Below are 26,549 nucleotides of genomic sequence, written 5' to 3'. Positions count from 1 at the left end.
GCTTCGAGGCAGGAGACAGTGATCAACTCAGCAGGACCCATGCGACCGCACAACGACCCCCAACGCATGCTCGCGGATGCGGCACGCCAGTTCGCTGCCGGCCGAGGCGATGCCGCGCGCATTCGCGCCTGCCGCGACCGCACCCCCGACTTCGATCGCGACGTCTGGCGCGAGATGGCCGAACTCGGCTGGCTCTCGGTGCTCGTGCCGGAGGCCGATGGCGGCCTGGGCAACGGGCTCGCGGAAATGGGTCAGCTGGTGTACGAATGGGGCGCCGCCGGGGGGCCGGAGCCGCTGGTGGCGAGCGGCGTGCTCGCGCTGACGATGCTGGTCGACGCCGACGGGCCTGCGCGTTCCGCCTTGCTCGCATCCACCCTCCAGGGCGCTGTCGTCCCGGCGCTGGCCTGGATGGACCCGGGTTCCACCTGCACGCTGCAGGCGGGTCGATGGCGGGTGAGCGGAAGCGCCCGCCTCGTCACGCCGTGCGATGCCACCGATTTTCTTCTGGTGTTCGCCGATGGCGAAGGCCAGCCCGCACTGTGCGTGTCCGCCGATGCAGCAGGCCTGAGTGTGCGGCGCGAAGCGCGCGCCGATGGGACTGCTGCGGCCTGGCTGAAGTTCGATGGCGCTGCGGTGCCCGAGGCTTGCGTCGTGGCGTATCCGGCCAGGGCGGCGGCCGCGGCGCGCAAGGCGCTCGACTTCGCGCTCATCATGGCGGCCGTCTCGATGGCGGGCACGATGCGAAGCATGAACGCGCTGACGCAGGAGTATCTGCGCACCCGCACGCAGTTCGGCAAGCCGATCGGCGCGTTCCAGGCCCTGCAGCACAAGGCCGTCGACATGCACATTGCCGAACAGATGGCCCGCGACGTGGCGCAGCACGCCTGCGCCAAGGTCGATGCTGGCTGCACGCCCGATGAACGCGCCTGCCTGGCCAGCCGCGCGAAGGCGCGGGCCGGCGATGCCCTGGACCGCATCGCGCGCACGGCCGTGCAGCTCCACGGCGCCGTCGGCTTCACCGACGAGTACGACCTGAGCCTGCATCTGAATCGTGCATTGACCTTTTCCGCATGGCTGGGCAATGCGGACGAACACGTGCGCCGCTACGCTGCACATGCCGCACCTTTCGAGGCCGCCAACGCATGAACGATCCCGCAACGACCGACTGGAACGCGCTCGCGGACGACGACTTCCGCCAGCGCGTTCGATCCTTCCTCGAAGCGAACTATCCGAATGAATTGCGCTACCCCTCGCGCCGCCTGTTCTGGCACGAGATCGGCTTCTGGTATCGCAGGATGTCCGAGATCGGTTGGATCGCGCCCAACTGGCCGCGCGAGCATGGCGGCATGGGCCTCGATCCGGGCAAGCTGCTGATCTTCTACGAAGAGCACGAGCGCTGGGGCGTGTCGCGCTTCGCCGACATGGGCATCCTGATGGTGGGGCCGCTGCTGATCCGCCACGGCACGCCCGAGCAGCAGAAGCAGTGGCTGCCGAAGATCATCGCCTGCGAGCATCTCTGGTGCCAGGGCTACTCGGAGCCGAATGCCGGGTCCGACCTCGCCGGCCTGCGCACCGAGGCCGTCCTCGATGGGGATGAATACGTCCTCAACGGGCAGAAGATCTGGACCACGCTGGCCACCGATGCGACCCATATCTTCGTGCTCGCGCGCACCGACAAGCAGGCCAAGAAGCAGGCCGGCATCAGCTTCCTGCTGGCGGACATGAAGCAGCCCGGGATCCGCGTGCGGCCCATCAAGGACGTGGCCGGCCACAGCGAGCTGTGCGAGGTGTTTCTCGAGAACGTGCGCGTGCCCGTCGCGAACCTGGTGGGCGGCGCCAACGAGGGCTGGGGCATTGCCAAGGCGCTGCTGGGCTTCGAGCGCATCTTCCTCGGCAGCCCCAAGTACCCGAACTACGCGCTCGGCGTGCTGTCGCGGGTCGCCGAGGCGCGCGGGCTGCATGCGGATCCGGCCTTCGCGCTGGCCTTCGCGAAACTGCGCATGCAGGTCGAAGACCACACCGCCTGCTACGAACGCTTCATCGAGATCGTCAAGCGCGGCGATCCGATCCCGCCGGACATCTCGATGCTGAAGGTGATCTCCACCGAGAGCTTCCAGGCCATCGCCGACCAGGTGATCCGCGCCGCCGGACCCCTGGCCCAGCTGCGCGGCACGGTGCAGGTGGGCGACGCCGAGATCGACGTGCTGGGACCGTTCTTCCGCGCGCTGCCTTCGACCATCTACGGCGGCACCAACGAGATCCAGCGCAACGTGCTGGCCCGCGAGATTCTGAGGCTGCCATCATGAACAAGAGCGAACGCGCCTGCATCGTCGGCGCCTACGAGCATCCCACGCGCCATGCACCCGACAAGAGCGTGGCCCAGCTGCATGCCGAAGTGGCGCGCGGCGCCCTGCATGACGCAGGGCTGCAGGCCAGCGATATCGACGGCTACTTCTGCGCGGGCGATGCGCCCGGGCTCGGCCCGCTGTCGATGGTCGACTACCTCGGGCTGAGGCCGCGCTACGTGGAGTCGACCGACACCGGCGGCTCCTCCTACCTGATTCACGTGCGGCATGCGGCGCAGGCCATCGAGGCCGGGCATTGCAATGTCGCGCTGGTCACGCTGGCCGGACGCCCGCGTTCGGAAGGCTCCAGCGGCACGCAGGCGCGCGCGTACAACCTGCTGGCGCCCGAGGCACCGTTCGAATCGCCCTACGGGCTGGTGCCGATCAACAGCTATGCGATGGCGGCCCAGCGCCACATGCACGCGTTCGGAACGACCGCCGAGCAACTGGCATGGATCAAGGTCACGGCCTCGCACCATGCGCAGCACAACCCCCACGCCATGCTGCGCGACGTGGTGACGGTGCAGGACGTGCTCGCGTCGCCCCTCATCGCCGATCCGCTGCATCGCATGGAGTGCTGTGTGGTGACCGACGGCGGCGGCGCGGTGATCGTCGCCCGGCCCGAGATCGCGCGCGGCCTGAAGCGACCGCTGGTGCGCCTCGTGGGCGGCGGCGAGGCCGTGGGCTACGTGAACAGCGCGCGCCCGGACATCACGACATCGGCCGCCCGGCCATCCGGCGCCGCAGCCTTCGCCGAAGCCGGTGTGAAGCCGGGTGACATCCGCTATGCCTCGATCTACGACAGCTTCACCATCACGGTGCTGATTCAGCTCGAGGACCTGGGTTTCTGCGAGAAGGGCCAGGGCGGCCGTTTCGTTGCCGACGGCCGATTGATCGCCGGCCAGGGCCGCCTCGCCATCAATACCGATGGCGGCGGGCTGTGCAACAACCATCCGGCCAACCGCGGCGGCATGACCAAGATCATCGAGGCCGTGCGCCAGTTGCGCGGCGAAGCGCACCCTGCCGTGCAGGTCAAGGACTGCGCGCTGGCCCTGGCCCAGGGAACCGGCGGCATGCTGGGCAGCCGCCACGCCTCGGCCACCCTCATCCTGGAGCGAGCATGAGCACCGAGACCCCTGTCCGAAAGATTCCGGCGCCGCTGGTCAATCCGGAGGCCCAGCCCTTTTTCGATGCGGCGGCCGAAGGCCGTCTCGTCTACAAGCACTGCGACGCCTGCGGCCGGGCGCACCATCCGCCGCGCGGGATCTGCCCGCACTGCCATTCGGACCGCACGGCGTGGAAATCTTCCGCCGGCCTGGGGTCGGTGTACAGCGCCAGCCTGCTGCGCAAGGGCGTGCCCGTTCCGTATTGCGTGGCCTACGTGACCCTGGACGAAGGCGTCACGCTGATGAGCGACCTCTCGGGCTTCGGCGATTCGACGCCGCCCGTCGGCACGCGCGTGAAGGTCTGTTTCGTCGAGGCCGATGGCGGCGTCAGGGTGCCGATGTTCGGCCCGGCGGAGGCTTCGTGATGCGCGCGTACGAGACGCTTCTGGCGGCGCCGCAGGACGAGCACGTGCTGCTGGTGACGCTGAACCGTCCCGAGTTGCTCAATGCGCTCAATACCCAGATGGGCCTGGACCTGGTGGACCTGTTCGAGTCGATCGCGCAGCGTCCCGGCGCGCTGCGCTGCGTCGTGCTCACCGGTGCCGGCGCCAAGGGCTTCTGCGCGGGCGGCGACCTGAAGCAGCGCGACGGCATGAGCAGCGAGGCCTGGACGACCCAGCATCTGATCTTCGAGCGCATGGCGCGCGCGCTGCTCGATTGCCCGCTGCCCGTGATCGGTGCGATCAACGGCGCAGCCTTCGGCGGCGGCTGCGAGATCGCCGGCTGCTGCGATTTTCTCTATGCCGCGGACCATGCCAGGTTCGCGCTGCCCGAAGCCAGGCTGGGCATCATGCCCGGCGCGGGCGGCACGCAGACGTTGCCCCGTGCCATCGGCGAGCGCCTCGCCAAGGAATACATCCTGACCGGCAAGCCCTTCACTGCGATGCAGGCGCAGCAATGGGGCCTGGTGAACGAAGTGATGCCGCTCGACGCGTTGCTTGCGCGCGCGCTGGAAACCGCGCGCCTCATTGCCGGCAGCGCGCCGCTGTCGACACGGCAGATCAAGCATTCGGTCTCGCGCGGCCTGGGCATGGCACTGAAAGACGCCCTGGTGGTCGAGATCGAAGCCTACAACCATCTCGTGCCCACGAAGGATCGGGTGGAAGGCGTCAAGGCGTTCAACGAGAAACGAAAACCGTCGTTCAAAGGAGAGTGATGAAGGTCCTGGTCCCCGTCAAGCGGGTCGTCGATTACAACGTCAAGGTACGCGTCAAGAGTGACGGCACCGGCGTGGATATCGCCAACGTCAAGATGAGCATGAACCCCTTCGACGAGATCGCCGTCGAAGAAGCCGTGCGTTTGAAAGAGAAAGGCGTCGTCACCGAAGTCATCGCCGTCTCGTGCGGCGATGCCAAGTGCCAGGAAACCCTGCGCACCGCCATGGCCATCGGCGCCGACCGCGGCATCCTGGTCGAGACCAGCGAGGAACTGCAGCCCCTGGCCGTCGCCAAGCTCCTGAAGGCCCTGGTCGACAAGGAACAGCCCGGCCTCATCATCCTCGGCAAGCAGGCCATCGACGACGATGCCAACCAGACCGGCCAGATGCTCGCCGCACTGGCCGACCTGCCGCAGGCCACCTTCGCCAGCAAGGTCGAAGTCAACGGCGACAAAGTCAACGTCACCCGCGAAGTCGACGGTGGCCTGGAGACCCTGCAGCTGAGCTTGCCCGCCGTCATCACCACCGACCTGCGCCTGAACGAGCCGCGCTACGTGACGCTGCCCAACATCATGAAGGCCAAGAAGAAGACGCTCGATGTCTTCAAGCCCGAGGACCTCGGTGTCGACGCCAAGCCACGCCTGAAGACCCTCAAGGTCGCGGAGCCGCCCAAGCGCGGCGCCGGCATCAAGGTGCCCGATGTGGCGACCCTCGTCGACAAGCTCAAGAACGAAGCAAAAGCGATCTGACCCCCAGGCTTCGCGCACTTCGTGTCGCTTCGCCAACCCCCTTGCAGGGGGCAACACCAGCGGCCCGGCAAAGCCGGTTCCGCGGTGTTCCTGGAACAAGGCCCTTTGGAGAAATTGGATATGACCGTCCTCGTCATCGCAGAACACGACCACGCCACGCTCAAGCCGGCGACCCTCAACACCGTCACCGCAGCGCTGGCTTGCGCCAGCGGCGACGTCCATGTGCTGATCGCCGGTGCCAACGCCGCCGAAGCCGGCAAGGCCGCCGCCCAGGTCGCCGGCGTCGCCAAGGTCATCGTGGCCGACAGCGCCAGCCTGAAGGACAACCTCGCCGAGAACGTTGCCGCGCAGGTGCTGGCCATCGCCCAGAACTACAGCCACATCCTGTTCCCCGCCACCGCCAACGGCAAGAACGTCGCCCCGCGCGTGGCCGCCAGGCTCGATGTCGCGCAGATCAGCGACATCACCAAGGTCGATGCACCCGACACCTTCGAGCGCCCCATCTATGCGGGCAATGCCATCGCCACCGTGCAGAGCGGCGATGCGATCAAGGTAGTGACCGTGCGCACCACCGGCTTCGATCCCGCACCCGCCACCGGCGGCAGCGCGAGCGTCGAGAACGCCGAAGGCGTGGCCGACTCGGGCAAGAGCAGCTTCGTGGGCAGCGAGATCGCCAAGAACGACCGGCCCGAGCTGACCTCGGCCAAGATCATCGTCTCGGGTGGCCGGGCCTTGGGCAGTGCCGAGAAGTTCCAGGAAGTGATGACCCCGCTGGCCGACAAGCTCAATGCGGGCCTGGGCGCCAGCCGCGCCGCAGTGGACGCGGGCTACGCACCGAACGACTGGCAGGTGGGCCAGACGGGCAAGATCGTCGCACCGCAGCTGTACATCGCCTGTGGCATCTCGGGGGCGATCCAGCATCTGGCCGGGATGAAGGATTCGAAGGTGATCGTGGCGATCAACAAGGACGAGGAGGCGCCGATCTTCAGCGTCGCCGACTACGGGCTGGTGGCGGACCTGTTCACGGCGGTGCCGGAACTGGTCAAGGCGCTCTGACGAGGCGGCCCGTGCGACTCCCCTCCGAAGTCAAGATCGTCGACGTGGGCCCACGCGATGGCTTGCAGAACGAAAAGCAGCCGGTGTCGGCCGAGATCAAGATCGGCCTCGTGCACCGGCTGCAGGATGCGGGGGTGCGCGAGATCGAGGTGACGAGCTTCGTCTCGCCCAAGTGGGTGCCGCAGATGGCCGACAACGCCGAGGTCATGCACGGCATCCACCGCAAGGCCGGCGTGCGCTACTCGGTGCTGACGCCCAACATGAAAGGCTTCGAGGCCGCCATCGCCGCGCCGCGCGAGGAATGGCCCGACGAGATCGTGGTGTTCGCCGCCGCCAGCGAGGCCTTCAGCCAGCGCAACATCAACTGCTCGATCGCCGAAAGCATCGAGCGCTTCCGGCCGGTGGTGGCGGCAGCGCGTGACCAGGGCATCTACGTGCGCGGCGCGATGTCCTGCGCCGTGGGCTGTCCCTACGAAGGCGAAGTCGCGCCCGCGCGCGTCGACATGCTGGCCGGCCTCATGAAAGACATCGGTGTGCAGCACGTGGGCGTGGCCGACACCATCGGCGTGGGCACCCCGGTCAAGGTGCAGCGCGCGCTGGAGGTGACCTTGAAGCACTTCGGCATCGACGACATCTCGGGCCACTACCACGACACCTACGGTCAGGCGCTGGGCAACACGCTCGCGAGCCTGGCGATGGGCGTGTGGCAGTTCGACACCTCGTCGGCCGGGCTCGGCGGCTGCCCGTACGCGAAAGGCGCGACCGGCAATGTGGCCACCGAGGACGTGGTCTACATGCTGCACGGCATGGGCATCGAGACCGGCATCGACCTGGACCGGTTGATCGATGCGGGCGTGTACATCAGCGAAGCGCTCGGCCGCGAACCCAACTCGCGGGCGTCGAAGGCGATACGCACGAAGCGCGAGGGCTGAGACGATGTGCGGTGCCGCGGCGGCCGCTGCCGCCTGATCTTTTTCTCAAGCCAACTCAAAACATTTCGATTGTCACTCGCGTGGACCGGTGACAAAACCGGGATGCCAGCCGCGGCGATCTCGGGGTGTCCGTTCCTCGTCGTCGCGGTCTCGAGGAGACAGCATGGATCTGGGACTGAAACACAAGGTCGTCTTGGTGACGGGCGCGAGTGAAGGCATCGGCAAGGCGACCGCGCTGGCCTTCGCACGCGAAGGCGCGCGCGTCGCCATCAATGCGCGCCGGGCGCCGGTGTTGCAGGCGACGGCCGACGAAATCGCGTCCTCGACAGGCGCAGAGGTGCTCGCCCTGCCGGGGGACATGACGGAGCTCGAATCATTGCCTGCATTGGTCGAAGCGGTCATTGCGCGCTGGGGCCGCATCGACGTGCTGGTGAACAACGCGGGCACGGGAATGTCGAAGGGCTTCCTGGCGGTCACCGTGAAGGACCTCGAAGAAAATTTCCGGCTGAACTTCTTCTCGACCTACGTCGTGTCGCAGCAGGTCGTTCCGCACATGGTGCGCCAGGGCGGCGGCGTCATCCTCAATCTCGGCGGCATCACGGCCAAGCAGGCGCCCAAGGGGCCTTCGACCGTGTCCGGACCGGCCAAGGCCGCGATGTTCAACTTCACCAAGGCGCTGGCGCAGGAGTTCGGACGCGACAACATTCGCGTGAACTACCTGATGCCCGGCCTCACCATGACGCCGCGCTTCGACCGCAAGCTGCGCGATCTGACCGGCGGCGATGCGGACAAGTACGCGCAGGAGATGCAGCGCTGGTCCAGGGACGTGCTGTTGCCCGGTCGCCGCTGGGGCAAGCCCGAGGAAATGGCCGACGTCATCGCCTTCCTCTGTTCCGATCGCGCCAGCTACATGACCGGCGCCAGCGTCATCGTCGACGGCGGCGTCGTGCGCGCACTCTGAGCCTCATGGATCGCGACATGCACGGCCCGCTGCAAGGCATCCGCGTCGTGGACGTGACGACGGTGATGCTGGGCCCGTACGCCACCCAGACACTGGGCGACATGGGCGCCGACGTGATCAAGATCGAAGCGCCGCCGGCGGGAGATATCGCGCGCAATCTGGGCGCCGCGCGCACGCCCGGCATGAGCGGCAGCTTCCTCAACATGAACCGCAACAAGCGGTCGGTCGCCATCGACCTGAAGCAGGCCGGTGCAAAGGAAGTGCTGCGCAGGCTGGCGGCAACGGCCGATGTCTTCATTCACAACATGCGGCCGCAGGCCATCGAACGGCTGGGGTTCGGCTATGAGGCCGTGGCAGCGCTCAATCCGGGCATCGTGTACGTGGGCGCCTACGGTTTCGGCCAGGATGGCCCGTACCGGGCCAAGCCGGCATTGGACGACGCGATCCAGGCGGCGTCGGGCCTCGCCAGCCTGTTCGTTCGCCAGGACGGCCAACCGCGCTATGTGCCGAGCGCCATCGCCGACAAGATCGTGGGTCTCACGGTGAGTCAGGCCGTGCTGGCGGCGCTGCTTCACCGGTCGCGAACCCAGGAAGGTCAATTCGTCGAAGTGCCCATGCTCGAGACGCTGGTGGCTTTCAACCTGATCGATCATCTGGGCGCGGGCGCTTACGCGCAGCCGCCGGGAAAGATCGGCTACGCGCGGGCCAGTTCACCATCGCGGCGACCCTTCCCGACCCAGGATGGCTTCGTCTGCATCCTGCCGTACGACGACCGGCAGTGCCGGAGTTTCTTCTCGGCGGTCGGCCGGCCGGAGGTGGCGGACGACGCGCGCTTTTGCAGCTACGCGGCGCGTGTCCGGCACCCGGACGCGTTCTACGGCCTGATCCGCGATCTGACGCCGAGCCGCACGACCGCGCAATGGGTGGCGATCTGCGAGGCCGGCGAGATCCCGTGCATGCCCGTCGTCGATATCGAGGATCTGCCGCAGGACGAGCACCTGCAGGCGGTCGGCATGTTCGAGGCGCACCACCATCCGACCGAAGGTGCGACGACGCTCGTGCGCTCGCCGATCCGATTCTCCAGATCGCCCGCTTCCATACGCCGCCATGCCCCCGGCTTCGGCGAACACAGCATCGAGGTGCTCCGTGGCCTCGACTATCCGGAGGATGAGATCGCCGCCATGCTGGCGGACGGCAGCGTCCTGGCCCCATGAAGGAAGAAGGAGCAAGTCCATGAAGTTGACACGCCGTGCCGTCCTGGCACTCACCCTGCTGCCCCCGGTGTCGCTCGCGCAGACCTGGCCTGCGAAACCGGTGCGCGTCATCGTGCCGTTGCTGCCGGGAGGCAGCGTCGACCAGAGCGCCCGATTCTTCGCGGTCGAACTGAGCAAGGCACTGGGCGAGCAGTTCGTCGTGGAGAACGTGCCCGGCGGCGACGGCACGATCGGGCTGGCGCGGGCTGCCCGGGCCGTGCCCGACGGCCATACCCTCGTCGTCAGCGCGAACAGTTTTCAGACCATCAGTCCGTTCCTGTCGGAGATTCCGCTGCCCTACGACACGGTCAAGGACTTCAGCCCGATCGCCGGCCTGGTGTCGGTGTCCCATGTGATCCTGGCCAGGCCCGATCTGCCGGCGAACACGATTCCCGAACTGGTGGCGCTCGCCAAGGCGAGCCCGCAGCACCTGAACCATGGCTCGGCCTCGTCGACGGGCGCCTCGTACCTCGCTTCGATTCTGTTCAGCCGCCGCGCCGGCGTGCAGTTCACCGACGTCTTCTACAAGGGCGCCGCCGGCGTCTATACCGACTTGATGGGCGGTCGCCTCGACATCTTCTTCGACTCCCTGGGCGCGGCCATGCCCTTGATCAAGGCCGGCAAGGTCAAGGCCATCGCCACCACGCAGACCCGAAGGCATCCCCTCACGCCGAACGTGCCGACAGTGGCCGAGACCTACCCGGGCTTCGACACGTCCGGCTGGTACGCGCTGTACGGGCCCGCCAGGATGCCACCCGACATCGTGAACCGCCTGAACGCGGAGATCGCAAAGATCCAGAAGTCCGTCGAGTTCCAGCACCTGGCCGCGACCTATGGCTATGAGGCCATGACAGGGACCGCCGCGCAGCTGGGTGCGACGCAGGCCGCGGAGCTTGCGCAATGGGGCGAGCTTGCGAAGACGCTGAAGCCGGCGGCCGCGGCCAGGTGATGGGGCCTGCGTGCCAAAGAAAAAGCCCGCCATCGATCTGATGGCGGGCTTTTCTTGCTGTACCTGGTGGCTCTTCACGGACTCGAACCGCGGACCTGTGGATTATGATTCCATCGCTCTAACCGACTGAGCTAAAGAGCCGAGCCCAAGATTATAGCCGTCTCCGCGCGGCCTCAGCCGGCCGGCGGAAGTTTCGCGAGTTCGTCCGCCACCAGCCGCACGATCAGCCGGTCCAGCGTCTGCACCGAATAGTTGCTGACGTCGTGCACCGTCTCGCGGCCCGGCCCGCTCGCCGGGTCGGCGGCGTCCCGGTAGGTGAGGAACACGAAGCGCCCGCCGGTGTACTGCGCGATCTGCCGCTGCACGTATTCGCCTTGCTTGTCGAGCCCGCTCGCGCCGACGCTGAACACCTTGATGCCCTTGCCGAGCGCGGCCATCATGTCGTCGTCGTACTGCGGGCCGCCGTAGTCGAGATGCGGCGGCGCATCGGCCAGCAGCACGACCATGCGGGTCGCACCGCTGCCGCGCCAGCTCAGGTCGTGCACCGTCTCGTGCAGCGCCTCGTTCATCGCTTCCGGATAGTCGCCGCCGCCATTCGCCTGCAGCGCATTCAGCACCGACTGGAAGGCGCCGAGGTCGTTGGTGAGGTCGTGGCGGCGCACCAGGAAGGCATCGCCGCGGTCGCGGTAGGCCACCAGCCCGAAGCAGGTGTCGGGATGGCTGGGCAAGCGAGCGACCTCGTTGGCGATCGAATGCAGTGCTGTCTTCAGCTTGCCGATCTCGTCGCCCATCGATCCGGTGGCATCGACCAGGAAGACCAGGTCCAGCCTTGCGCGCTGCGCCGCCGGGCGCGCATCCAGCACCAGCTCGACCGCGCTTTTCTGTCCGCGGCGCAGGAAGGTCGTGCCTTGCCGGCCGTCCTTGCGCACGGCGACTTCGTACACCGGGCTGCCGAAGGGATCGAAGGCGTTCGGATGCAGCCACACGCGGCCGGCCGCATCGGTGCGCGCCCACATGGCGGCGCCATTCGCGCCTTGCACGGCCACCTCCGCGTCGGGCACGCCGGCGCCGCGCGCATCGCGCACCTGCAGCAGGTAGTGTTCGCGGATGTCGCGCTCGCGATGCGCGACCTGTGTGCGCTGGCGGAACTGCAGGTAGGCCGAGAAGTCGGACGTTGTCGTCCACCATGCCGGCGGTGACCGCCTCGCTGCGCGGCCGAAGTTGTTGCATCGGTGGCGGCGAAAGGGGCGAGGGCGGTGCGAAACGCGGAGCCTCCGCTTCGCGCGCGATGTCCGGGCCGGCGGCGCGTGCCGCGGTCGAAGGCGCCGCCATGGCGCCGGCCGCTGCGTCGTCCGTGGCGGCTGCGCCCGGTGCCGTGCCTTTCGCCTCGTCCTTTCGGCTGTGCGTCGCGCCTGCATCGCCGTAGATCGCGTCCTCGCGCGGCATGCGCCGGCCGCCCTGGCCCGGATCGCGGCCGGGTGTCTCGTGCGTCTGCATCGGACGCGCGCAATGGGCGGCCGACGGGGCTTCGAAATTCGGCTCCGTGCGTGCCACGATCTGCGCCGGCCACTGCGGCGGCGCAAAGGCCGCGGGCTCGGTGGCACTGCATGCGCCGAGCAGCAGCTGCGCGCACAGCAGCGCGGCGAGCGGTCGTTGCAGGAAGAAAGGGCGAGGGGTCATCGATGGCTCCGGGTTGTGGATGCAGCCTGATACGGCGCACCGATGCCAGGCGGGTCAGCGCTCGCGCGATATATTTTTGCCGGTGCCAACCCCGAGCGACCGCGTTGTCCGTAGAACGTGAGGTGAAAATCTGCCGATGCTTGCGCCCACCGCCGCTACCCCTTCCCTGCACGACGCCATGCCGGACGACCAGCTGATGCTCGCCTACGCCGGCGGCGACACCACCGCCTTCGATGCGCTCTACGCGCGGCACGAGAGCGCGCTGTTCCGCTTCGTGCGGCGTCTCATGGGCATGCGCCTCGCGTCGGAGGTCGACGAGGTGTTCCAGGACACCTGGCTGCGGATCGTCGCCGCGCGCGAGAGTTTTTCCCCGCAGGGTGCGACCTGGCGGACCTGGGCCTTCACCATCGCGCACAACCTCGCCATGGACCGGCTGCGCATGAGCGGGCGCGAGGTCGCGTTCTATGCGCACGACGAGGACGGCGACGGCCTCGAGGCCGCGCGGCTCTTCAGCCGCGGCCTGCTGCGCGACGGCGGCGCGGCCCGCGATGCCGCGCATCCCTCGGCCGAGGAGACCGCCTTCTGGCGCGCCGCCGGCCGCCGGCTGCTGGCCTGCCTCGACGAACTGCCGGACGATCAGCGCTCGGCCTTCCTGCTGCACAACGAAGACGGCTTCACGGTGGAAGCGCTGGCCGTCACGCTCGATGTCGGCTTCGAGACGGTGCGCAGCCGGTTGCGCTACGGCCTGAAGAAATTGCGCGGCTGCATGGAGCGCTACCTGTCCGTGCTGGAGCACCGCGCATGATCGATGCCGCGCCAACCCCCGAAGAAGACGGGCCGCTGCAGGACGACGCGCTGCGCCGCGCATTGCTGCACGCTCCCGATCACGCGGCCGTGCCCGACTGGCGCCTGCGCAAGACGATCCTGCAGAAGGCGCATGAAGCGGTCGCGGTTTCCGACGCCGTGCTGCTCGAACGCGAGGAGAAGAGGCCGTGGTGGCGCGCGGGCGGATGGACCGGCGGCAGCGGCTCGCGCATGCCCTGGAACGCGGCCTTCGCCACCGTGCTGGTCGCCACGCTCGTGACCGTCCTCTGGCAGCGCGAGTCCGTGCCCGACGCACGGCCCGACAGCGAAAGGCAGGTCTCCGCGGCGGCGCCGCGAGCGGTTGCGCCGAGCCCTGCCGTGCCGGCCAGCGCATCGCCGGCGCCGGCCATGTCGGCGGCCTCCCAGGCCATCCCGGCCGGGCCACCGTCGCTGCTGCCCGAGCTGGAGCCGGTCAGCCCGCCGCCGCCGCTGCCGCCGTCGCCCGATGCTTCCGATGCCACGAACAACATTGCGCTGTTCGGCCCGGACCTGTCGGGTACAGCGAAGCAGAGCCGTGCCAAGGCCGCTTCGCCGACGCCCAACGCGCCTGCGCCGTCGCGAGCGGAGCGTGCGCGCAAGGACCAGGAGGCTTCGATGCTGCCGCGCTTTGCGGGCGCGCCGCCGGCCGTGCCCCCGGCTGCGCCGGCCGCCGGCCTCGTGGCGCCGGGTGGCAGCGCCGCCGGTGCTGCACGTGCCGCGCCGCCCTCGGCGCGCACCGACGCAACCGAGCCGCCGACCTTCGAGGCGCTCTCGCAATGGACGCGGATCACGATCGCGCAACGCGGTGGTGCGACCCGCAGCCTCACGCGCGCCGAAGCCGGTTCGCTGGATGCGCTGATGGGGTCGGCGGCGATCACGGCCGCGGGCGCGCAGCCGCTGGCTAGCGCGCCGGAATGGCGCATCACGCTCGAACGCGGCAAGGACGTGCTGGCCGTGTTCGAGCTCGGGCGCAACCAGGTGCGCTGGCGCGAAGGCCGCTCACCGCCGGCCACCGGTGCGCCATCGGCACCGGCGCTCGACGCGCTGCGCAGCGCACTGGGCGAAGCGGTGCAGCCGCCGCCGGACGCATCCCGGCCCGAGGCCGCAAAACCGGAGCCGGCCCCGCCGCCGCAAGACCCGCCGCCCACGGCGCCGCCGCGCGCACCCTAGCGCGGCCTCACTCGTGCTTGAACTCGGCCTTGCGCTTGTTCATGAAGGCGTCCATGCCTTCCTTCTGATCGGCGGTGGCGAACAGCGCGTGGAACAGCCGGCGCTCGAACATCACGCCGTCGGACAGACCGCCTTCGAAGGCGCGGTTGACCGATTCCTTGGCGGCCATCACCGCGACCTGCGAGAAGTCGGCGATCACCAAGGCGGCGCCCAATGCCTCGTCCATCAACTTGTCGTAGGGCACGACGCGGCTCACCAGCCCCGAGCGCTCGGCCTCGGTCGCGTCCATCATGCGACCGGTCAAGGCCATGTCCATCGCCTTGGACTTGCCGACCGCGCGCGGCAGGCGCTGCGTACCGCCGGCGCCGGGGATCACGCCGAGCTTGATCTCGGGCTGGCCGAACCTGGCGTTGTCTGCGGCAATGATGAAGTCGCACATCATCGCGAGTTCGCAGCCGCCGCCGAGCGCGAAGCCGCTCACGGCCGCGATCACCGGCTTGCGCACGCTGCGGATGGTCTCCCAGTTGCGCGTGATGTAGTCGCCCTTGTAGACGTCGGCGAAGCTGTACCTGGCCATCGCGCCGATGTCGGCACCGGCCGCGAAGGCGCGCTCGCTGCCGGTGACGATGATGCAGCCGATGCTGCTGTCGGCATCGAAGGCCTTGAGTGCCTGGCCGAGTTCGGTCATCAGCGCGTCGTTGAGCGCATTGAGCGCCTTGGGCCGGTTCAGCGTCACGATGCCGACCTTGCCGGCCTCGGTGCGGACTTCGATGTTTTCGTAGCTCATGCGGGTCTCCTTGAAACGAACAAACAGTGTGAGGGGCCGGTCAGGACGGGCTGAGCCAGGCGGCCAGTCTGGCTGCATCCTGCGCCATCAGGCGCCAGGTGGTCACGCCGGTGGGCAACACGAGCGGCAGGCGCAGCAGCCGCCGGTCGCGCGCGACGATCGCGGTCATCTTCTTCTGCGGGCCGAGGTAGAGCGCGAGGTCGTCGAGCTTGGCGATCCGCCAGCCCTGCGCGGGATGGCCCTTGGCCGCCGGCAGCTCGATGCCGAGCCATTCGTCGTGGGCCGAGAAGCCGGCCTGTTCGGCCGCGCCGCCGCGCAACACGACCTTGACCTGCACGCTGCCGCCGGTCTCGGTCACGCGCAGGCCGAGTTCCTGCGCGCGCTGCGCCGGATCGTCGAGCGGCACGACGCCGTGCGCACGCAGCAGCTCGGACAGCGGCAGCTCGGCGGTCGAGTGCACCCAGTCGGCGATTTCCCTGGTGAACGACCGGCCGCCGACCGCTTCGATCGCTTCGGCGAAATCGGCTTCGGCGACGGGCCCGCCGCCGCTCTTCTTCCAGAGCAGCCGCATCACGTCGTCGAGCGTGCCCTTGCCTTCGCTGCGCAGCGTGAGGTCGAAGCACATCGCCACCAGCGCGCCCTTGGTGTAGTAGCTCACCGTGCCGTTGGCGGTCTGCTCGTCCTGGCGGTAGTACTTGACCCAGGCGTCGAAGCTCGCCTCGGCCACCGATTGCACGCGCCGGCCCGGCGTCTGCATCACCTGGTTGATGGTCTTGTTGACGAGCCGCAGGTAGGCCGCGTCGTCGATGCGGCCGGCACGGCGCAGCAGCAGGTCGTCGTAGTAGCTGGTGAAGCCCTCGAACAGCCACAGCAGCTGCGTGTAGTTCTCTTCGGCATAGTCGTAGCGCGCGAACTCTGCAGGCCGCAGCCGCTTCACGTTCCAGGTGTGGAAGTACTCGTGGCTGATCAATCCCATCAGCGTGGTGTAGCCCTCGGGCTGCTTCATGGCGCCACGTTGCGGCAGGTCGCGCCGGGTGCAGATGAGCGCCGTCGAGTGCCGGTGCTCGAGTCCGCCGTAGCCGTCGTCCACGGCGTTGAGCATGAACACGTAGCGGTCATGCGGCGGCCGCGGCCCGCCGCGCTTGCCGACCTTGTCGCCATGCCAGAAGCGCATCTGTGCCTCGCAGATCGCGCGCGTGTCGGCGATCAGCTTGTCGCCGTCGAAGGAAGCGGGCGCGCCGGCGACCACGAAGCGGTGCGGCACGCCGCAGGCCTCGAAGCTCGCGCTCCAGAACGTGCCCATCTCGACCGGGCTGTCGGCCAGCTCGTCGTAGTCGGCGGCAACGTAGCTGCCGAAGCCATGGCGATCGACCTTCGACGGCCGCAGCGCGGTGGCACAGGACCAGCGCGCACCGTCGCCGGCGGCCGAAGGCGGCGCCGGGAGTTCGAGCGCATGCGGTGCGTCCGTCTGGCCTTCGACACGCAGGCACAGGCTGGTGCCGTTGAAGAATCCGCGATGGGCGTCCAGCCACGCGGTGCGCACCGAGTTGTCGTAGGCGCAGACCCGGTAGCGCAGGACCAGCGGCTTGCCCGGCGCGCAGTCGATCTGCCAGCTGTGCTTGTCGATCTGCCGCGCGGCCAGCTTGCGCCGGCCTTGCGCCGCCTGCAGCTGCTGCAGGTTCTTCGCGAACTCGCGCACCATGTAGCTGCCCGGAATCCACACCGGCAGCGAGACCCGTTGCAGCGCCGCGGGCGCATCGATGGTGAGGGTGACGGCGAACAGGTGCGCGTGGCGGTCCGCGCATTCGACGCGAAAGCGGATGGCCGGCGCCGCCATCAGTTGAGCGCGGCGAGTTGCTTTTCGACTTCGGCGGCGGGAATCGCCCCCGGCGCGCGGGTGCCGTCGCTGAAGATCAGCGTCGGCGTGCCGCTGATGTTGTACTTGCGGCCGAATTCGAGATTGCGCTGCAGTGCCGCCACGTCGCAGCCGGGGCCCGCGCTCGCGGGCTTGACCTGGGTCGCCATCCAGTCGTTCCAGGTCTTGGCCTTGTCCTTGCTGCACCAGATGTCGCGCGCCTTGACCGTCGAATCGGGACCGAGCACCGGGTACAGGAAGAGGTAGACCGTGACGTTGTCGACGCTCTTCATCTCGCGCTCGAACTGCTTGCAGTAGCCGCAGTTGGGATCCTCGAACACGGCCAGGCGGCGCTTGCCGTTGCCGCGCACGATCTTGAAGGCGTCCTGCATCGGCAGCTTGTCGAAGGCGACCTCGCTGAGCTTCTCGACCCGCTCCTCGGTCAGGTTCTTGCGCGCCTTGACGTCGATCAGGTTGCCCTGCAGCAGGTAGTTGCCCTGCTCGTCGGTGTAGTAGATCTCGAAGCCGTTGAGGCGCACCTCGTAGAGGCCGGGCATCGGTGCCTTGGTGACCTCGTCGATCTTGGCGAACTGCGGAATGCGCGCCGCCAGGTTCTTGCGGATCTCGGCTTCGCCGGCCATGGCGCTCGCGAGGACGCAGCCGAAGGCCACGGCGGCGAAAAGAGGGCGGACGAGTTTTTTCATGAGGAGGTTCCTGTTGCCGGAAGTCATTGCAGGCCCATGGCCTGGCGCGCGATCCAGTGCTTGACGAGCCGTGTCCGGTCGAAGCCGCGCATGCCCCAGTTGCGCAGCGCCGGCAGCGGGTCGGCGCTGTGGGCGAAGAGCTGCTGCAGGCCGTCGGTGGCCAGGCTCATCGACAGCACGTCGGTGCGGCGAGCGCGTTCGTAGCGGCGCAGCAGCCGGGCGTCGCCCACGCTGCGCCAGTAGTCCCGGTCCTTGATGATGTTCGACAGCGCGGCCACGTCGGCCAGCCCGAGGTTGAGGCCCTGGCCCGCCAGCGGATGCACCGTGTGCGCCGCGTCGCCGGCCAGCGCCCAGCTGCGGCCGTCGGCGAACTGGCCGGTCCAGCGCTCGGCGATCGCGCGTTGCAGGGGCCACGCGGCGCGTTCGCTGGTCAGCGTGAGCGCGCCCAGCGCATCGTGGCTGGCGGCGCGCAGGCTGGCGCCGAATTCGTCGGCGCTCTGGGCCAGCAGCTCTGGCGCGCGCAGCTGGTCGACCGACCAGACCAGCGCCAGCGAACGGTCGAAGGCACCGTGCCGGTCCGACACGCCGCCCGCATCGCCCAGCGGCAGCAGCGCCAGCACCTCGCCGCGCTCGTCGAACCATTGGCGCGCGATGCCGTCGTGCGGCCGCTCGGCCTCGAGCCGCGCCGCGATCGCGTGCTGCGGATAGCGGGTGATCTCGTAGCGCACGCCGAGCCCCTCGCGGGTGGCGCTCGCGCGGCCTTCGCAGACCACGGTCAGCGCCGCGGGCACGGGGTCGGCGACGACCTCGATGCGCGGCTGGAAGCGCACCGCATCGCTCAACTGCTGCTCGAGCGCCGGCACGTCGACGATCCAGGCCAGTGCCTCGACCTTCTGGCGCGCTGCGCTGAACTGCACGCGGCCGCCTTCGTCGCCATGCACCTGCATTTCGCGCACCGGCGTGGCATGGGTGGCGTCGGGCCATGCGCGCAGCGATTCGAGCAGGTTCTTCGATGCCGCGTTGAGGGCGTAGGCACGCACGTCCTGCGCGGCGGGCGCGGCGGCCGGCGCGACCAGCGCCACGCGCACTCTTTCGCGCGCCAGCAAGAGCGCCAGTGCGCGGCCGACGATGCCGGCGCCGCGAATGCAAACCTCGGGGGGAAGGGCCATCGCGGCATTGTAGGAGTTGCCTCGCGCGCCGGCCGGGTGCGGGAGAATCCCTGTTCCAGCCAAAGGAACTCCCCGTGAATGCTCCCGCCTTCGACCTCCAAGCCACCATCGCGCGCCTGTTCGTCTACCCGGTCAAGTCCTGTGCCGGCGTCGAGCTGGACGAGGCGCTCCTGATCGAAACCGGCCTGGAGTTCGACCGCGCCTGGATGGTGGTCGATGCCGACGGCGAATTCGTCACCCAGCGCGAGCTGCCGCGCATGGTGCTGATCCGGCCGCAGCTCAAGCACTACGAGATGGTGCTGCGCGCGCCGGGCATGCTGGCGCTGCACGTGGCTTTCGACCGCGTCGAGAAGCCGGTGCGCGTGCGCGTGTGGAAGGACCATGTGAAGGCCTACGACATGGGCGACATCGCGGCGCAATGGTTCAGCGACTTTCTCTCGGAGCCCGGCCGCCCGCGCCAGCTGCGCATGGTGCGCTTCGATCCCGAGCAGCAGCGCCTGTCGAGCCGCCAATGGACCGGCGAGGTCGAGGCGCCGAACCAGTTCGCCGACGGTTTCCCGATCCTGGTGGCCAGCGAAGGATCGATGGCCGAACTCAACGCGAAACTGGCTGCGGCCGGCCACGGCGCGGTCGGCATCGAGCGCTTCCGGCCCAACGTGGTGCTCGCGGGCATCGAGGCGCACGACGAGGACCGCGTCGAGACGCTGCACATCAGCACCGCGGAAGGCGAGGCCACGCTGCGTCCGGTCAAGCCCTGCGCGCGCTGCCCGATGCCCGACATCGACCCGGCCACCGCACTGAGTACGCCCGAGGTCGGCGACATGCTGCGCACCTACCGCGCCGATCCGCGCGTGGACGGTGCGATCACCTTCGGCATGAATGCGATCGTGCTGCAGGGCGTGGAGCATGCGCTGCGCGTGGGCCAGCCCGTCGGCGCCAACCTCCGCTTTGAGTGAGCATGAGCCACACGCCTAAAATGCCCGGTTCCCCCCAGCATCCCTGAAAGCACCCGCCATGAGTCTCCAGTGCGGCATCGTCGGCCTGCCCAACGTCGGCAAGTCCACCCTCTTCAACGCGTTGACCAAGGCAGGCATCGCGGCCGAGAACTATCCGTTCTGCACCATCGAGCCCAATGTCGGCGTGGTCGAGGTGCCCGATCCGCGGCTCGCGCAGCTGGCCGACATCGTGAAGCCCGAGCGCATCGTGCCGGCCATCGTCGAGTTCGTCGACATCGCGGGCCTGGTGGCCGGCGCCAGCCAGGGCGAAGGCCTGGGCAACCAGTTCCTCGCGCACATCCGCGAGACCGACGCGATCGTGAACGTGGTGCGCTGCTTCGAGGACGACAACGTGATCCACGTGGCCGGCAAGGTCGACCCGATCTCCGACATCGAGGTGATCCAGACCGAGCTCTGCCTGGCCGACCTGTCGACGGTCGAGAAGGCGCTGCACCGCCACACCAAGACTGCGCGTTCGGGCGACAAGGAAGCGATCAAGCTGGTGGCCCTGCTCGAGAAATGCCAGGCCGCGCTGAACGAGAACAAGCCGGTGCGCGCGATCGAATTCAGCAAGGAAGACCGGCCGCTGATCAAGCAGTTCTCGCTGATCACCGCCAAGCCCGCGATGTTCGTCGGCAACGTCGCGGAAGACGGCTTCGAGAACAACCTCTTCCTCGACCGCCTGCGCGAATACGCCGCGGCGCAGAACGCACCCGTGGTCGCCATCTGCGCCAAGATCGAGGCCGAACTGGCCGACATGGACGACGAGGACCGCACGATGTTCCTGGCCGAGATCGGGCAGGACGAGCCCGGCCTCAACCGCCTGATCCGCGCCGCCTATTCGCTGCTCGGCCTGCAGACCTACTTCACCGCCGGCGTGAAGGAAGTGCGCGCCTGGACCATCCACATCGGCGACACCGGCCCGCAGGCCGCGGGCGTGATCCACACCGACTTCGAGAAGGGCTACATCCGCGCGCAGACCATCGCCTTCAACGACTTCGTCGCGTTCAAGGGCGAGCAGGGTGCGAAGGATGCGGGGAAGATGCGGGCCGAGGGCAAGGAGTACGTCGTCAAGGATGGCGATGTGATGAATTTCCTGTTCAGTTCCTGAGCCTCGGCGGCCGCTTGCGGGCCACACGGAAATGGGTGTAATTGGGCGTACGATTGGCATCGATGGCCAAGTCCAGCACCGTCCACATCACGTCCGAGATCCTCACGCTCGTCGCCGGCATCGATGAATTCAAGGGCGCGTGGCGTGCGCTCGGCACGCTGGCACCGGATCGTCTGGCGGCGCTGCGCCGCGTTGCAACCATCGAGAGCATCGGATCGTCCACCCGCATCGAAGGCAGCCGCCTCAGCGATCGCGAGGTCGAAGGTCTGCTCGCCAACCTGGAGCTCAAGACCCTTACCTCCCGGGACGAGCAGGAGGTGGCCGGCTATGCCGAAGTCATGGAACTGGTGTTCTCCGCATGGCAGGACATCGGCTTGACCGAGAACCAGATCAAGCAGCTTCATCGCGACCTGCTGATCTACAGCGACAAGGACGCGTGGCATCGCGGCCGCTACAAGACGACCACCAACCACCTAGTGTCGTTCGACGAGGATGGCCGGCAGCTCGGCGTGGTTTTCGAGACGGCGAGTCCTTTCGAGACGCCCAGGCGGATGGAGGAACTGGTCGCATGGTTCCATGGGGCCCACGCAGAGATGGGCACGGGACGGTTCCATCCGCTGATCGTCATCGGCGTGTGCGTGGTGGTGTTCCTCGAGATCCACCCTTTCCAGGACGGCAACGGCCGTCTGAGCCGCGTGCTCACGACCCTGATGCTGCTGCGCGCCGGCTACGCCTATGTGCCTTACAGCTCGCTGGAGAGCGTGATCGAGCAAAGCAAGGAGGCTTACTACCTCGCCCTGCGGCAGACCCAGGGATCGCTTCGGACCGACACCGCCGACTGGCAACCGTGGCTTGTCTTCTTTCTTCGCGCACTGGCGCAGCAGGTGCAGCGCCTCGAACGCAAGGTGGAGCGGGAGAAGCTGGTGCTGGCGACCTTGCCGGAGCTCTCACTGCGAACCGTCGAGTTCGCCCGTGAGAACGGCCGCGTGACGATGGCGGATGCAATTCGGCTGACCGGTGGCAGCCGACATACGCTCAAGCAGCATTTCCGGGCGTTGGTGCGGCAAGGTCACCTGAGTCGCCGCGGGAGCGGGCGCGGTGTCTGGTACGAATTGCGTTAGCCGTGCCCCACGGCGCTGGACCTACGCCCGGTCCAACCCCGCCAGCACCTTGTCCAAGGTCAACGGAAAGTCGCGTATCCGCATCCCGCACGCGTTGTAGACCGCATTCCAGGAGATGGCGGCTGCCGGAACGCCCGCCGCCGGTCATGCTAGGAATGTGCAAGGGCGCAGTTGCGTGCGTGCGCCGTCGTACTGTAGGCCGATGTGCATGATCGCGTATCGGGCACGCATAACGGTGTAGAAACGCAAGTCGACTCCGCCGCGCGATGCGGCGCACCATCCCCACTGCGACCATGATCACCGTCCACCATCTCAACAATTCGCGCTCGCAACGCGTGCTCTGGCTGCTTGAAGAGTTGGCGCTGCCTTATGAGATCGTTCGCTACCAGCGCGATCCGAAGACGATGCTCGCGCCGGCCACGCTGCGCGCCGTGCACCCGCTGGGCAAGTCGCCGGTGGTGGTGACGGACGACGGCCAGGCGCTGGCCGAGTCGGGTGCCATCGTCGAGACGCTGATCGAGCGCTACGGCAATGGCCGCCTCGCGCCGATCGCGGGCACGCCGGATGCCGTGCGGTATCGCTACTGGCTGCACTACGCCGAAGGCTCGGCCATGCCGCCGCTGCTGCTCAAGCTGATGTTCGATCGGATCGAGAAAGCCCGCATGCCCTTCTTCGCCAAGCCGATCGCCAGGGCCATCGCGGGCAAGGCCAAGAGCGCGTTCATCCTGCCGCAGATCAGACAGCACCTGAACTTCATGGAAGGCGAACTGGGCAAGAACGAATGGTTCGCGGGCGATGGCTTCACCGGCGCGGACATCCAGATGAGCTTTCCGGTCGAGGCCGGCGTGGCGCGCGGCGGCCTCGATGCGAAGCGCCCGAAGCTGATGGCGTGGCTGGAGCGCATCCATGCCCGGCCCGCCTACCAGAAGGCGCTCGAACGCGGCGGGCCCTACGGCCTGCTGACCTGAGTGCGCGCGCGCTTCACTGCGGCCACAGGTAGAGCAGCGCCAACGTCATCGTGAGGTAGCGCGCGAACTTGCCGATCGCCATGTAGATCACGCAAGGCCAGAACGCCAGCTTGAGCCAGCCCGCAACGGCACACAGCGGATCGCCGACGACCGGCAGCCAGCTCAGCAGGCAGGCCTTCGGGCCGAGCCGCTCCAGCCATCCGAGCACGCGCAGGTGATGTTTCGAATGCGCGTACTTGTCGGCGACCTTGTGGGCGGCATAGCCCATCCACCAGTCGACCACGCCGCCCAGGGTGTTGCCGAGCGTGGCCACGCCGAGGGCCGGCCAGAACAGGTCCGGGTTGAGCTTGAGCAGGCCGAACAGCGCCGGCTCGGAGCCGATCGGCACCAGGGTGGCGGAGACGAAAGCGGCCACGAACAGCGTGCTGAGTCCGTATTGCGGCAGCGCCAGAAGCGCCAGGAGGGAGTCGAACCAGGCCTGCATGTGCGCGCCAGTATAGGAAACGCGCACGCGCCATCGGCGTCGGCGAAGGTGCTGCGCGCATGCGGGCTGTCAAGCCACCGCACAAGTGCAAATGGTTTCAGCGGCCGGCGCGCGGCACCGCTACAATCGTGCCTCATTTTTCAGCAGCCCGGCGCGCGCACCTCTCCCTCCATGACCCTGCACATCGGCACCATCGCGCTGGAGAACCGCCTGTTCGTCGCGCCCATGGCGGGCGTCACGGACCGGCCCTTCCGCATGCTGTGCCGCGAACTCGGCGCGGGCTACGCGGTCAGCGAGATGGTCACGTCGAAGAAGGAGCTCTGGGGCACGCTCAAGACGTCGCGCCGCGCCAACCACGACGGCGAGCCGGGCCCCATCGCGGTGCAGATCGCCGGCACCGATGCGGCCATGATGGCCGAGGCCGCGCAGTACAACATCGACCGCGGCGCGCAGATCATCGACATCAACATGGGCTGCCCGGCCAAGAAAGTCTGCAACAAGTGGGCCGGATCGGCGCTGATGCGCGACGAGCCGCTGGCGCTCGAGATCGTCGAGGCGGTGGTGCAGGCCGCGGCACCGCACGCGGTGCCGGTCACGCTCAAGATGCGCACCGGCTGGAGCGAGGACCACCGCAACGCCGTGACGCTGGCGCGCCGCTTCGAGCAGGCCGGCGTGCAGATGCTCACCGTGCACGGCCGCACCCGCGAGCAGGGCTACAAGGGCCAGGCCGAATACGACACCATCGCTGCGGTCAAGTCCGCGGTACGCATTCCGGTGGTGGCCAACGGCGACATCGGCTCGCCCGAAAAGGCACGCGAGGTGCTCGCCCTGACCGGCGCCGATGCGCTGATGGTCGGCCGCGCCGCGCAGGGGCGGCCCTGGATCTTCCGCGAGATCGCGCACTTTCTCGCCACGGGCGCGCAACTCGCGCCGCCGCTGGTGGCGGAAGTGCGCCGGCTCATGCTCGATCACCTGCAGCAGCACTATGCCCTGTATGGCGACTACAGCGGCGTGCGGACCGCACGAAAGCACATCGGCTGGTATGTGCGCGCACTGCCCGGCGGCGAGGCGTTCCGCGCCGCGATGAACGCCATCGAGGACTGCGATGCGCAACTGCGCGCGGTCGGCGATTTCTTCGATACGCTCGCGGCGCGCATGGATCGCATCCCGCCGGCCGGCACCGGCGATGTGCCCGAATCGAGCGATCTCTTCGCGGCCGACGCGCTGGCGTGACAAGAAAGACAAGAGGAAAAAGAAGAAGGCCATGAGCAAGAAACACATCGAGGACTGCGTGCGCAGCAGCCTGGACAGCTACTTCCGCGATCTGCGCGGCACCGAACCCGACGGCATGTACGACATGCTGGTGCGGGTGGTCGAGAAGCCGCTGCTCGACGTCGTGATGACGCGCGCGGAGGGCAACCAATCCAAGGCCGCGCAATGGCTCGGCTTGAACCGCAACACGCTGCGCAAGAAGCTGGTCGAACATAAATTATTGAAGTAACCCTCATGGCACTGACTGCACTGATCTCCGTTTCCGACAAGACCGGCATCCTCGAATTCGCCCAGGCGCTGCATGCGCTCGGCATCCGGCTGCTGTCGACCGGCGGCACCGCGAAGCTCTTGGCCGACGCCGGCCTGCCGGTGACCGAGGTGGCCGAGCACACCGGCTTTCCCGAGATGCTCGACGGCCGCGTGAAGACCCTGCATCCCAAGGTGCACGGCGGCCTGCTGGCGCGGCGCGATCTGCCCGCGCACATGGCGGCGCTGAAGACGCATGGCATCGACACCATCGATCTGCTGGTGGTCAATCTCTATCCGTTCGAAGCCACGGTGGCCAAGGCCGGCTGCACGCTCGAGGACGCGATCGAGAACATCGACATCGGCGGCCCGGCCATGGTGCGCAGCGCCGCGAAGAACTGGAAGGATGTCGGCGTGCTGACCGATGCGGCGCAGTACCCGCAGGCGCTGGCCGAGCTCCAGGCCGACGGCGCGCTGAGCCAGAAAACCAAGTTCGCTTTTTCCGTCGCGGCCTTCAATCGCATCAGCCAGTACGACGGCGCGATCAGCGACTACCTCTCGCGCATCCAGGAAGACGGCAGCCATGCGCTGTTTCCCGCGCAGGCCAACGGCCGCTTCGTCAAGCTGCAGGATCTGCGCTATGGCGAGAACCCGCACCAGCAGGCCGCGTTCTACCGCGACCTGTATCCCGCGCCGGGTTCGCTGGTGACGGCCAGGCAACTGCAAGGCAAGGAACTCAGCTACAACAACATCGCCGATGCCGACGCGGCGTGGGAATGCGTGAAGAGCTTCGACACCGCGGCCTGCGTGATCGTCAAGCACGCCAACCCGTGCGGCGTCGCGATCGGCAAGGATGTGTCCGAGGCCTACGGCAAGGCCCTGAAGACCGATCCGACCTCGGCCTTCGGCGGCATCATCGCCTTCAACCGGACGGTGGATCGCGCGACCGCCGAGGCAGTCCGCAAGCAGTTCGTCGAAGTCCTCATGGCGCCGGGATTCGCACCGGGCGCGCTGGAAGTCTTCCAGGAAGGCAAGAAGGCCAATGTGCGCATCCTCGAGATCGCATTGCCGCCGGGCGGCGCCACCGACTGGGACAACGGCCGCAACGCTGTCGACGTGAAGCGCATCGGCTCGGGCCTGTTGATGCAGACCGCCGACAACCACGTGCTGTCGCGCAGCGAACTCAAGGTGGTCAGCAAGAAGCAGCCGACGCCGCAGCAGCTCGAGGATCTGCTCTTCGCCTGGAAGGTCGCGAAGTTCGTCAAAAGCAACGCGATCGTGTTCTGCGCCGACGGCATGACGATGGGTGTCGGCGCGGGGCAGATGAGCCGCGTCGATTCGGCACGCATCGCCAGCATCAAGGCGAAGAACGCGGGGCTGCCGCTGCAGGACAGCGCAGCGGCGAGCGATGCCTTCTTCCCGTTTCGCGACGGGCTCGACGTGCTGGTCGAAGCCGGCGCGCGCTGCGTGATCCAGCCCGGCGGTTCGATGCGCGATCAGGAGGTGATCGACGCCGCCGACGAGCACGGCGTGGTGATGGTGCTCACGGGCGTGCGGCACTTCAGGCACTGAGCCTG

General features: G+C 68.0%; 26 protein-coding genes and 1 tRNA gene. 20 read left to right on the top strand and 7 right to left on the bottom strand.

All coding sequences use genetic code 11. From position 1 onward, the window contains the following. The first annotated feature begins 39 nt into the window (after window positions 1–39). The 11 genes from E5P2_RS22745 to E5P2_RS22695 all read left to right on the top strand — a co-directional run bounded on the left by E5P2_RS22745 (window position 40) and on the right by E5P2_RS22695 (window position 10,567). Window positions 40–1,146: an acyl-CoA dehydrogenase family protein gene (locus E5P2_RS22745; protein ID WP_162569409.1), complete on the top strand. Its 1,107-nt coding sequence runs from the start codon at window positions 40–42 to the stop codon at window positions 1,144–1,146. Beyond that, entirely contained in the window at window positions 1,143–2,306 is a 1,164-nt protein-coding gene (locus E5P2_RS22740) for an acyl-CoA dehydrogenase family protein (protein WP_162569408.1), read from the top strand. Before E5P2_RS22745 ends, E5P2_RS22740 begins: the two co-directional genes overlap by 4 nt. Beyond that, complete coding sequence (locus E5P2_RS22735; protein WP_162569407.1) at window positions 2,303–3,469, top strand: thiolase domain-containing protein; 1,167 nt, start codon at window positions 2,303–2,305, stop codon at window positions 3,467–3,469. The genes E5P2_RS22740 and E5P2_RS22735 overlap by 4 nt, the downstream gene beginning before the upstream one ends. After that, on the top strand, window positions 3,466–3,876 hold the full coding sequence (locus E5P2_RS22730; RefSeq protein ID WP_162569406.1) for a Zn-ribbon domain-containing OB-fold protein: 411 nt from the start codon (window positions 3,466–3,468) through the stop codon (window positions 3,874–3,876). The genes E5P2_RS22735 and E5P2_RS22730 overlap by 4 nt, the downstream gene beginning before the upstream one ends. Continuing rightward, window positions 3,876–4,667 carry an enoyl-CoA hydratase/isomerase family protein gene (locus tag E5P2_RS22725; RefSeq protein WP_162569405.1) on the top strand — a complete coding sequence of 264 codons (792 nt, stop codon included), beginning with the start codon at window positions 3,876–3,878 and terminating at the stop codon, window positions 4,665–4,667. The genes E5P2_RS22730 and E5P2_RS22725 overlap by 1 nt, the downstream gene beginning before the upstream one ends. Beyond that, window positions 4,667–5,416, top strand: a complete 750-nt coding sequence (locus E5P2_RS22720) for an electron transfer flavoprotein subunit beta/FixA family protein (RefSeq protein WP_162569404.1) — start codon at window positions 4,667–4,669, stop codon at window positions 5,414–5,416. Before E5P2_RS22725 ends, E5P2_RS22720 begins: the two co-directional genes overlap by 1 nt. Window positions 5,417–5,536: 120 nt before the next feature. Beyond that, complete coding sequence (locus tag E5P2_RS22715) at window positions 5,537–6,472, top strand: electron transfer flavoprotein subunit alpha/FixB family protein (RefSeq protein ID WP_162569403.1); 936 nt, start codon at window positions 5,537–5,539, stop codon at window positions 6,470–6,472. A gap of 11 nt (window positions 6,473–6,483) precedes the next feature. Beyond that, entirely contained in the window at window positions 6,484–7,404 is a 921-nt protein-coding gene (locus E5P2_RS22710; protein WP_162569402.1) for a hydroxymethylglutaryl-CoA lyase, read from the top strand. 163 nt (window positions 7,405–7,567) lie between these two features. Beyond that, the gene (locus E5P2_RS22705) at window positions 7,568–8,365 is read left to right on the top strand and encodes an SDR family NAD(P)-dependent oxidoreductase (RefSeq protein ID WP_162569401.1); all 798 of its coding nucleotides are present in this window, start codon (window positions 7,568–7,570) and stop codon (window positions 8,363–8,365) included. A gap of 17 nt (window positions 8,366–8,382) precedes the next feature. Next, on the top strand, window positions 8,383–9,579 hold the full coding sequence (locus E5P2_RS22700; RefSeq protein ID WP_162570617.1) for a CaiB/BaiF CoA transferase family protein: 1,197 nt from the start codon (window positions 8,383–8,385) through the stop codon (window positions 9,577–9,579). 19 nt (window positions 9,580–9,598) lie between these two features. Then, entirely contained in the window at window positions 9,599–10,567 is a 969-nt protein-coding gene (locus E5P2_RS22695; protein ID WP_162569400.1) for a Bug family tripartite tricarboxylate transporter substrate binding protein, read from the top strand. Between the two features lie 64 nt (window positions 10,568–10,631). On the opposite strand, the gene E5P2_RS22690 is transcribed toward E5P2_RS22695, so the two are convergent. Both E5P2_RS22690 and E5P2_RS22685 read right to left on the bottom strand, forming a co-directional pair. Beyond that, a tRNA-Met gene (locus E5P2_RS22690) sits at window positions 10,632–10,708 on the bottom strand. A gap of 32 nt (window positions 10,709–10,740) precedes the next feature. Continuing rightward, window positions 10,741–11,607, bottom strand: a complete 867-nt coding sequence (locus E5P2_RS22685; protein WP_232080806.1) for a vWA domain-containing protein — start codon at window positions 11,605–11,607, stop codon at window positions 10,741–10,743. A gap of 776 nt (window positions 11,608–12,383) precedes the next feature. On the opposite strand from E5P2_RS22685, the gene E5P2_RS22680 reads away from it, so the two are divergent. Together E5P2_RS22680 and E5P2_RS22675 are read left to right on the top strand one after the other, a co-directional pair. Beyond that, the gene (locus tag E5P2_RS22680) at window positions 12,384–13,052 is read left to right on the top strand and encodes a sigma-70 family RNA polymerase sigma factor (protein WP_232080805.1); all 669 of its coding nucleotides are present in this window, start codon (window positions 12,384–12,386) and stop codon (window positions 13,050–13,052) included. Further along, window positions 13,049–14,260, top strand: coding sequence for a hypothetical protein (locus tag E5P2_RS22675; protein WP_162569398.1), 1,212 nt, complete (start codon window positions 13,049–13,051; stop codon window positions 14,258–14,260). Before E5P2_RS22680 ends, E5P2_RS22675 begins: the two co-directional genes overlap by 4 nt. Before the next feature lie 7 nt (window positions 14,261–14,267). Here the strand turns inward: E5P2_RS22675 and E5P2_RS22670 are convergent, their stop codons facing one another. Genes E5P2_RS22670 through E5P2_RS22655 form a run of 4 tightly spaced genes read right to left on the bottom strand, consistent with a single transcriptional unit; the run spans window position 14,268 to window position 18,775 of the window. Then, window positions 14,268–15,047: an enoyl-CoA hydratase gene (locus E5P2_RS22670; RefSeq protein ID WP_162569397.1), complete on the bottom strand. Its 780-nt coding sequence runs from the start codon at window positions 15,045–15,047 to the stop codon at window positions 14,268–14,270. Window positions 15,048–15,087: 40 nt separating this feature from the next. Then, on the bottom strand, window positions 15,088–16,884 hold the full coding sequence (locus E5P2_RS22665) for a M61 family metallopeptidase (protein WP_162569396.1): 1,797 nt from the start codon (window positions 16,882–16,884) through the stop codon (window positions 15,088–15,090). Next, window positions 16,884–17,606, bottom strand: coding sequence for a DsbC family protein (locus tag E5P2_RS22660; protein ID WP_162569395.1), 723 nt, complete (start codon window positions 17,604–17,606; stop codon window positions 16,884–16,886). The genes E5P2_RS22665 and E5P2_RS22660 overlap by 1 nt, the downstream gene beginning before the upstream one ends. 23 nt (window positions 17,607–17,629) lie before the next feature. Then, a complete protein-coding gene (locus tag E5P2_RS22655) occupies window positions 17,630–18,775 on the bottom strand; it encodes an FAD-dependent monooxygenase (protein ID WP_162569394.1) in 1,146 nt (381 codons plus the stop codon). Window positions 18,776–18,849: 74 nt separating this feature from the next. Between E5P2_RS22655 and E5P2_RS22650 the strand changes: the two genes are divergently transcribed. The 4 genes from E5P2_RS22650 (at window position 18,850) to E5P2_RS22635 (ending at window position 22,970) form a co-directional block, all read left to right on the top strand. Then, window positions 18,850–19,731 carry an MOSC domain-containing protein gene (locus E5P2_RS22650; RefSeq protein WP_162569393.1) on the top strand — a complete coding sequence of 294 codons (882 nt, stop codon included), beginning with the start codon at window positions 18,850–18,852 and terminating at the stop codon, window positions 19,729–19,731. 58 nt (window positions 19,732–19,789) lie between these two features. Next, window positions 19,790–20,881, top strand: coding sequence for a redox-regulated ATPase YchF (gene ychF, locus E5P2_RS22645; protein ID WP_162569392.1), 1,092 nt, complete (start codon window positions 19,790–19,792; stop codon window positions 20,879–20,881). A gap of 62 nt (window positions 20,882–20,943) precedes the next feature. Further along, window positions 20,944–22,002 carry a Fic family protein gene (locus E5P2_RS22640; protein ID WP_162569391.1) on the top strand — a complete coding sequence of 353 codons (1,059 nt, stop codon included), beginning with the start codon at window positions 20,944–20,946 and terminating at the stop codon, window positions 22,000–22,002. 293 nt (window positions 22,003–22,295) lie between these two features. Beyond that, window positions 22,296–22,970: a glutathione S-transferase gene (locus tag E5P2_RS22635; RefSeq protein ID WP_162569390.1), complete on the top strand. Its 675-nt coding sequence runs from the start codon at window positions 22,296–22,298 to the stop codon at window positions 22,968–22,970. A 13-nt stretch (window positions 22,971–22,983) separates the two neighbouring features. Here E5P2_RS22635 and E5P2_RS22630 read toward each other — a convergent pair whose 3' ends face one another. Further along, entirely contained in the window at window positions 22,984–23,454 is a 471-nt protein-coding gene (locus E5P2_RS22630; protein WP_162569389.1) for a YqaA family protein, read from the bottom strand. Window positions 23,455–23,625: 171 nt separating this feature from the next. Between E5P2_RS22630 and dusB the strand changes: the two genes are divergently transcribed. Genes dusB through purH form a run of 3 tightly spaced genes read left to right on the top strand, consistent with a single transcriptional unit; the run spans window position 23,626 to window position 26,544 of the window. Continuing rightward, the gene (gene dusB, locus E5P2_RS22625) at window positions 23,626–24,687 is read left to right on the top strand and encodes a tRNA dihydrouridine synthase DusB (RefSeq protein ID WP_162569388.1); all 1,062 of its coding nucleotides are present in this window, start codon (window positions 23,626–23,628) and stop codon (window positions 24,685–24,687) included. Between the two features lie 31 nt (window positions 24,688–24,718). After that, window positions 24,719–24,955, top strand: a complete 237-nt coding sequence (locus E5P2_RS22620) for a Fis family transcriptional regulator (protein WP_068683508.1) — start codon at window positions 24,719–24,721, stop codon at window positions 24,953–24,955. A gap of 5 nt (window positions 24,956–24,960) precedes the next feature. Next, window positions 24,961–26,544: a bifunctional phosphoribosylaminoimidazolecarboxamide formyltransferase/IMP cyclohydrolase gene (gene purH, locus E5P2_RS22615; protein WP_162569387.1), complete on the top strand. Its 1,584-nt coding sequence runs from the start codon at window positions 24,961–24,963 to the stop codon at window positions 26,542–26,544. Window positions 26,545–26,549: the final 5 nt, after the last annotated feature.

Origin of the sequence: Variovorax sp. SRS16 (genome assembly GCF_901827165.1) — a bacterium.
Taxonomy (GTDB): Bacteria; Pseudomonadota; Gammaproteobacteria; order Burkholderiales; family Burkholderiaceae_C; genus Variovorax.
This window is presented reverse-complemented; position numbering and strand designations above follow the sequence as displayed.

Excerpts from the sequence above, each read along its gene's own strand:
- E5P2_RS22675 (WP_162569398.1), top strand. The coding sequence starts at position 13,049 with ATGATCGATGCCGCGCCAACCCCCGAAGAAGACGGGCCGCTGCAGGAC.
- E5P2_RS22635 (WP_162569390.1), top strand. The coding sequence starts at position 22,296 with ATGATCACCGTCCACCATCTCAACAATTCGCGCTCGCAACGCGTGCTC.
- E5P2_RS22745 (WP_162569409.1), top strand. The coding sequence starts at position 40 with ATGCGACCGCACAACGACCCCCAACGCATGCTCGCGGATGCGGCACGC.
- purH (WP_162569387.1), top strand. The coding sequence starts at position 24,961 with ATGGCACTGACTGCACTGATCTCCGTTTCCGACAAGACCGGCATCCTC.
- E5P2_RS22725 (WP_162569405.1), top strand. The coding sequence starts at position 3,876 with ATGCGCGCGTACGAGACGCTTCTGGCGGCGCCGCAGGACGAGCACGTG.
- E5P2_RS22720 (WP_162569404.1), top strand. The coding sequence starts at position 4,667 with ATGAAGGTCCTGGTCCCCGTCAAGCGGGTCGTCGATTACAACGTCAAG.
- ychF (WP_162569392.1), top strand. The coding sequence starts at position 19,790 with ATGAGTCTCCAGTGCGGCATCGTCGGCCTGCCCAACGTCGGCAAGTCC.
- E5P2_RS22730 (WP_162569406.1), top strand. The coding sequence starts at position 3,466 with ATGAGCACCGAGACCCCTGTCCGAAAGATTCCGGCGCCGCTGGTCAAT.
- dusB (WP_162569388.1), top strand. The coding sequence starts at position 23,626 with ATGACCCTGCACATCGGCACCATCGCGCTGGAGAACCGCCTGTTCGTC.
- E5P2_RS22630 (WP_162569389.1), bottom strand. The coding sequence starts at position 23,454 with ATGCAGGCCTGGTTCGACTCCCTCCTGGCGCTTCTGGCGCTGCCGCAA.
- E5P2_RS22640 (WP_162569391.1), top strand. The coding sequence starts at position 20,944 with ATGGCCAAGTCCAGCACCGTCCACATCACGTCCGAGATCCTCACGCTC.
- E5P2_RS22740 (WP_162569408.1), top strand. The coding sequence starts at position 1,143 with ATGAACGATCCCGCAACGACCGACTGGAACGCGCTCGCGGACGACGAC.
- E5P2_RS22670 (WP_162569397.1), bottom strand. The coding sequence starts at position 15,047 with ATGAGCTACGAAAACATCGAAGTCCGCACCGAGGCCGGCAAGGTCGGC.
- E5P2_RS22655 (WP_162569394.1), bottom strand. The coding sequence starts at position 18,775 with ATGGCCCTTCCCCCCGAGGTTTGCATTCGCGGCGCCGGCATCGTCGGC.
- E5P2_RS22695 (WP_162569400.1), top strand. The coding sequence starts at position 9,599 with ATGAAGTTGACACGCCGTGCCGTCCTGGCACTCACCCTGCTGCCCCCG.
- E5P2_RS22735 (WP_162569407.1), top strand. The coding sequence starts at position 2,303 with ATGAACAAGAGCGAACGCGCCTGCATCGTCGGCGCCTACGAGCATCCC.
- E5P2_RS22705 (WP_162569401.1), top strand. The coding sequence starts at position 7,568 with ATGGATCTGGGACTGAAACACAAGGTCGTCTTGGTGACGGGCGCGAGT.
- E5P2_RS22715 (WP_162569403.1), top strand. The coding sequence starts at position 5,537 with ATGACCGTCCTCGTCATCGCAGAACACGACCACGCCACGCTCAAGCCG.
- E5P2_RS22665 (WP_162569396.1), bottom strand. The coding sequence starts at position 16,884 with ATGGCGGCGCCGGCCATCCGCTTTCGCGTCGAATGCGCGGACCGCCAC.
- E5P2_RS22700 (WP_162570617.1), top strand. The coding sequence starts at position 8,383 with ATGCACGGCCCGCTGCAAGGCATCCGCGTCGTGGACGTGACGACGGTG.
- E5P2_RS22620 (WP_068683508.1), top strand. The coding sequence starts at position 24,719 with ATGAGCAAGAAACACATCGAGGACTGCGTGCGCAGCAGCCTGGACAGC.
- E5P2_RS22680 (WP_232080805.1), top strand. The coding sequence starts at position 12,384 with ATGCTTGCGCCCACCGCCGCTACCCCTTCCCTGCACGACGCCATGCCG.
- E5P2_RS22660 (WP_162569395.1), bottom strand. The coding sequence starts at position 17,606 with ATGAAAAAACTCGTCCGCCCTCTTTTCGCCGCCGTGGCCTTCGGCTGC.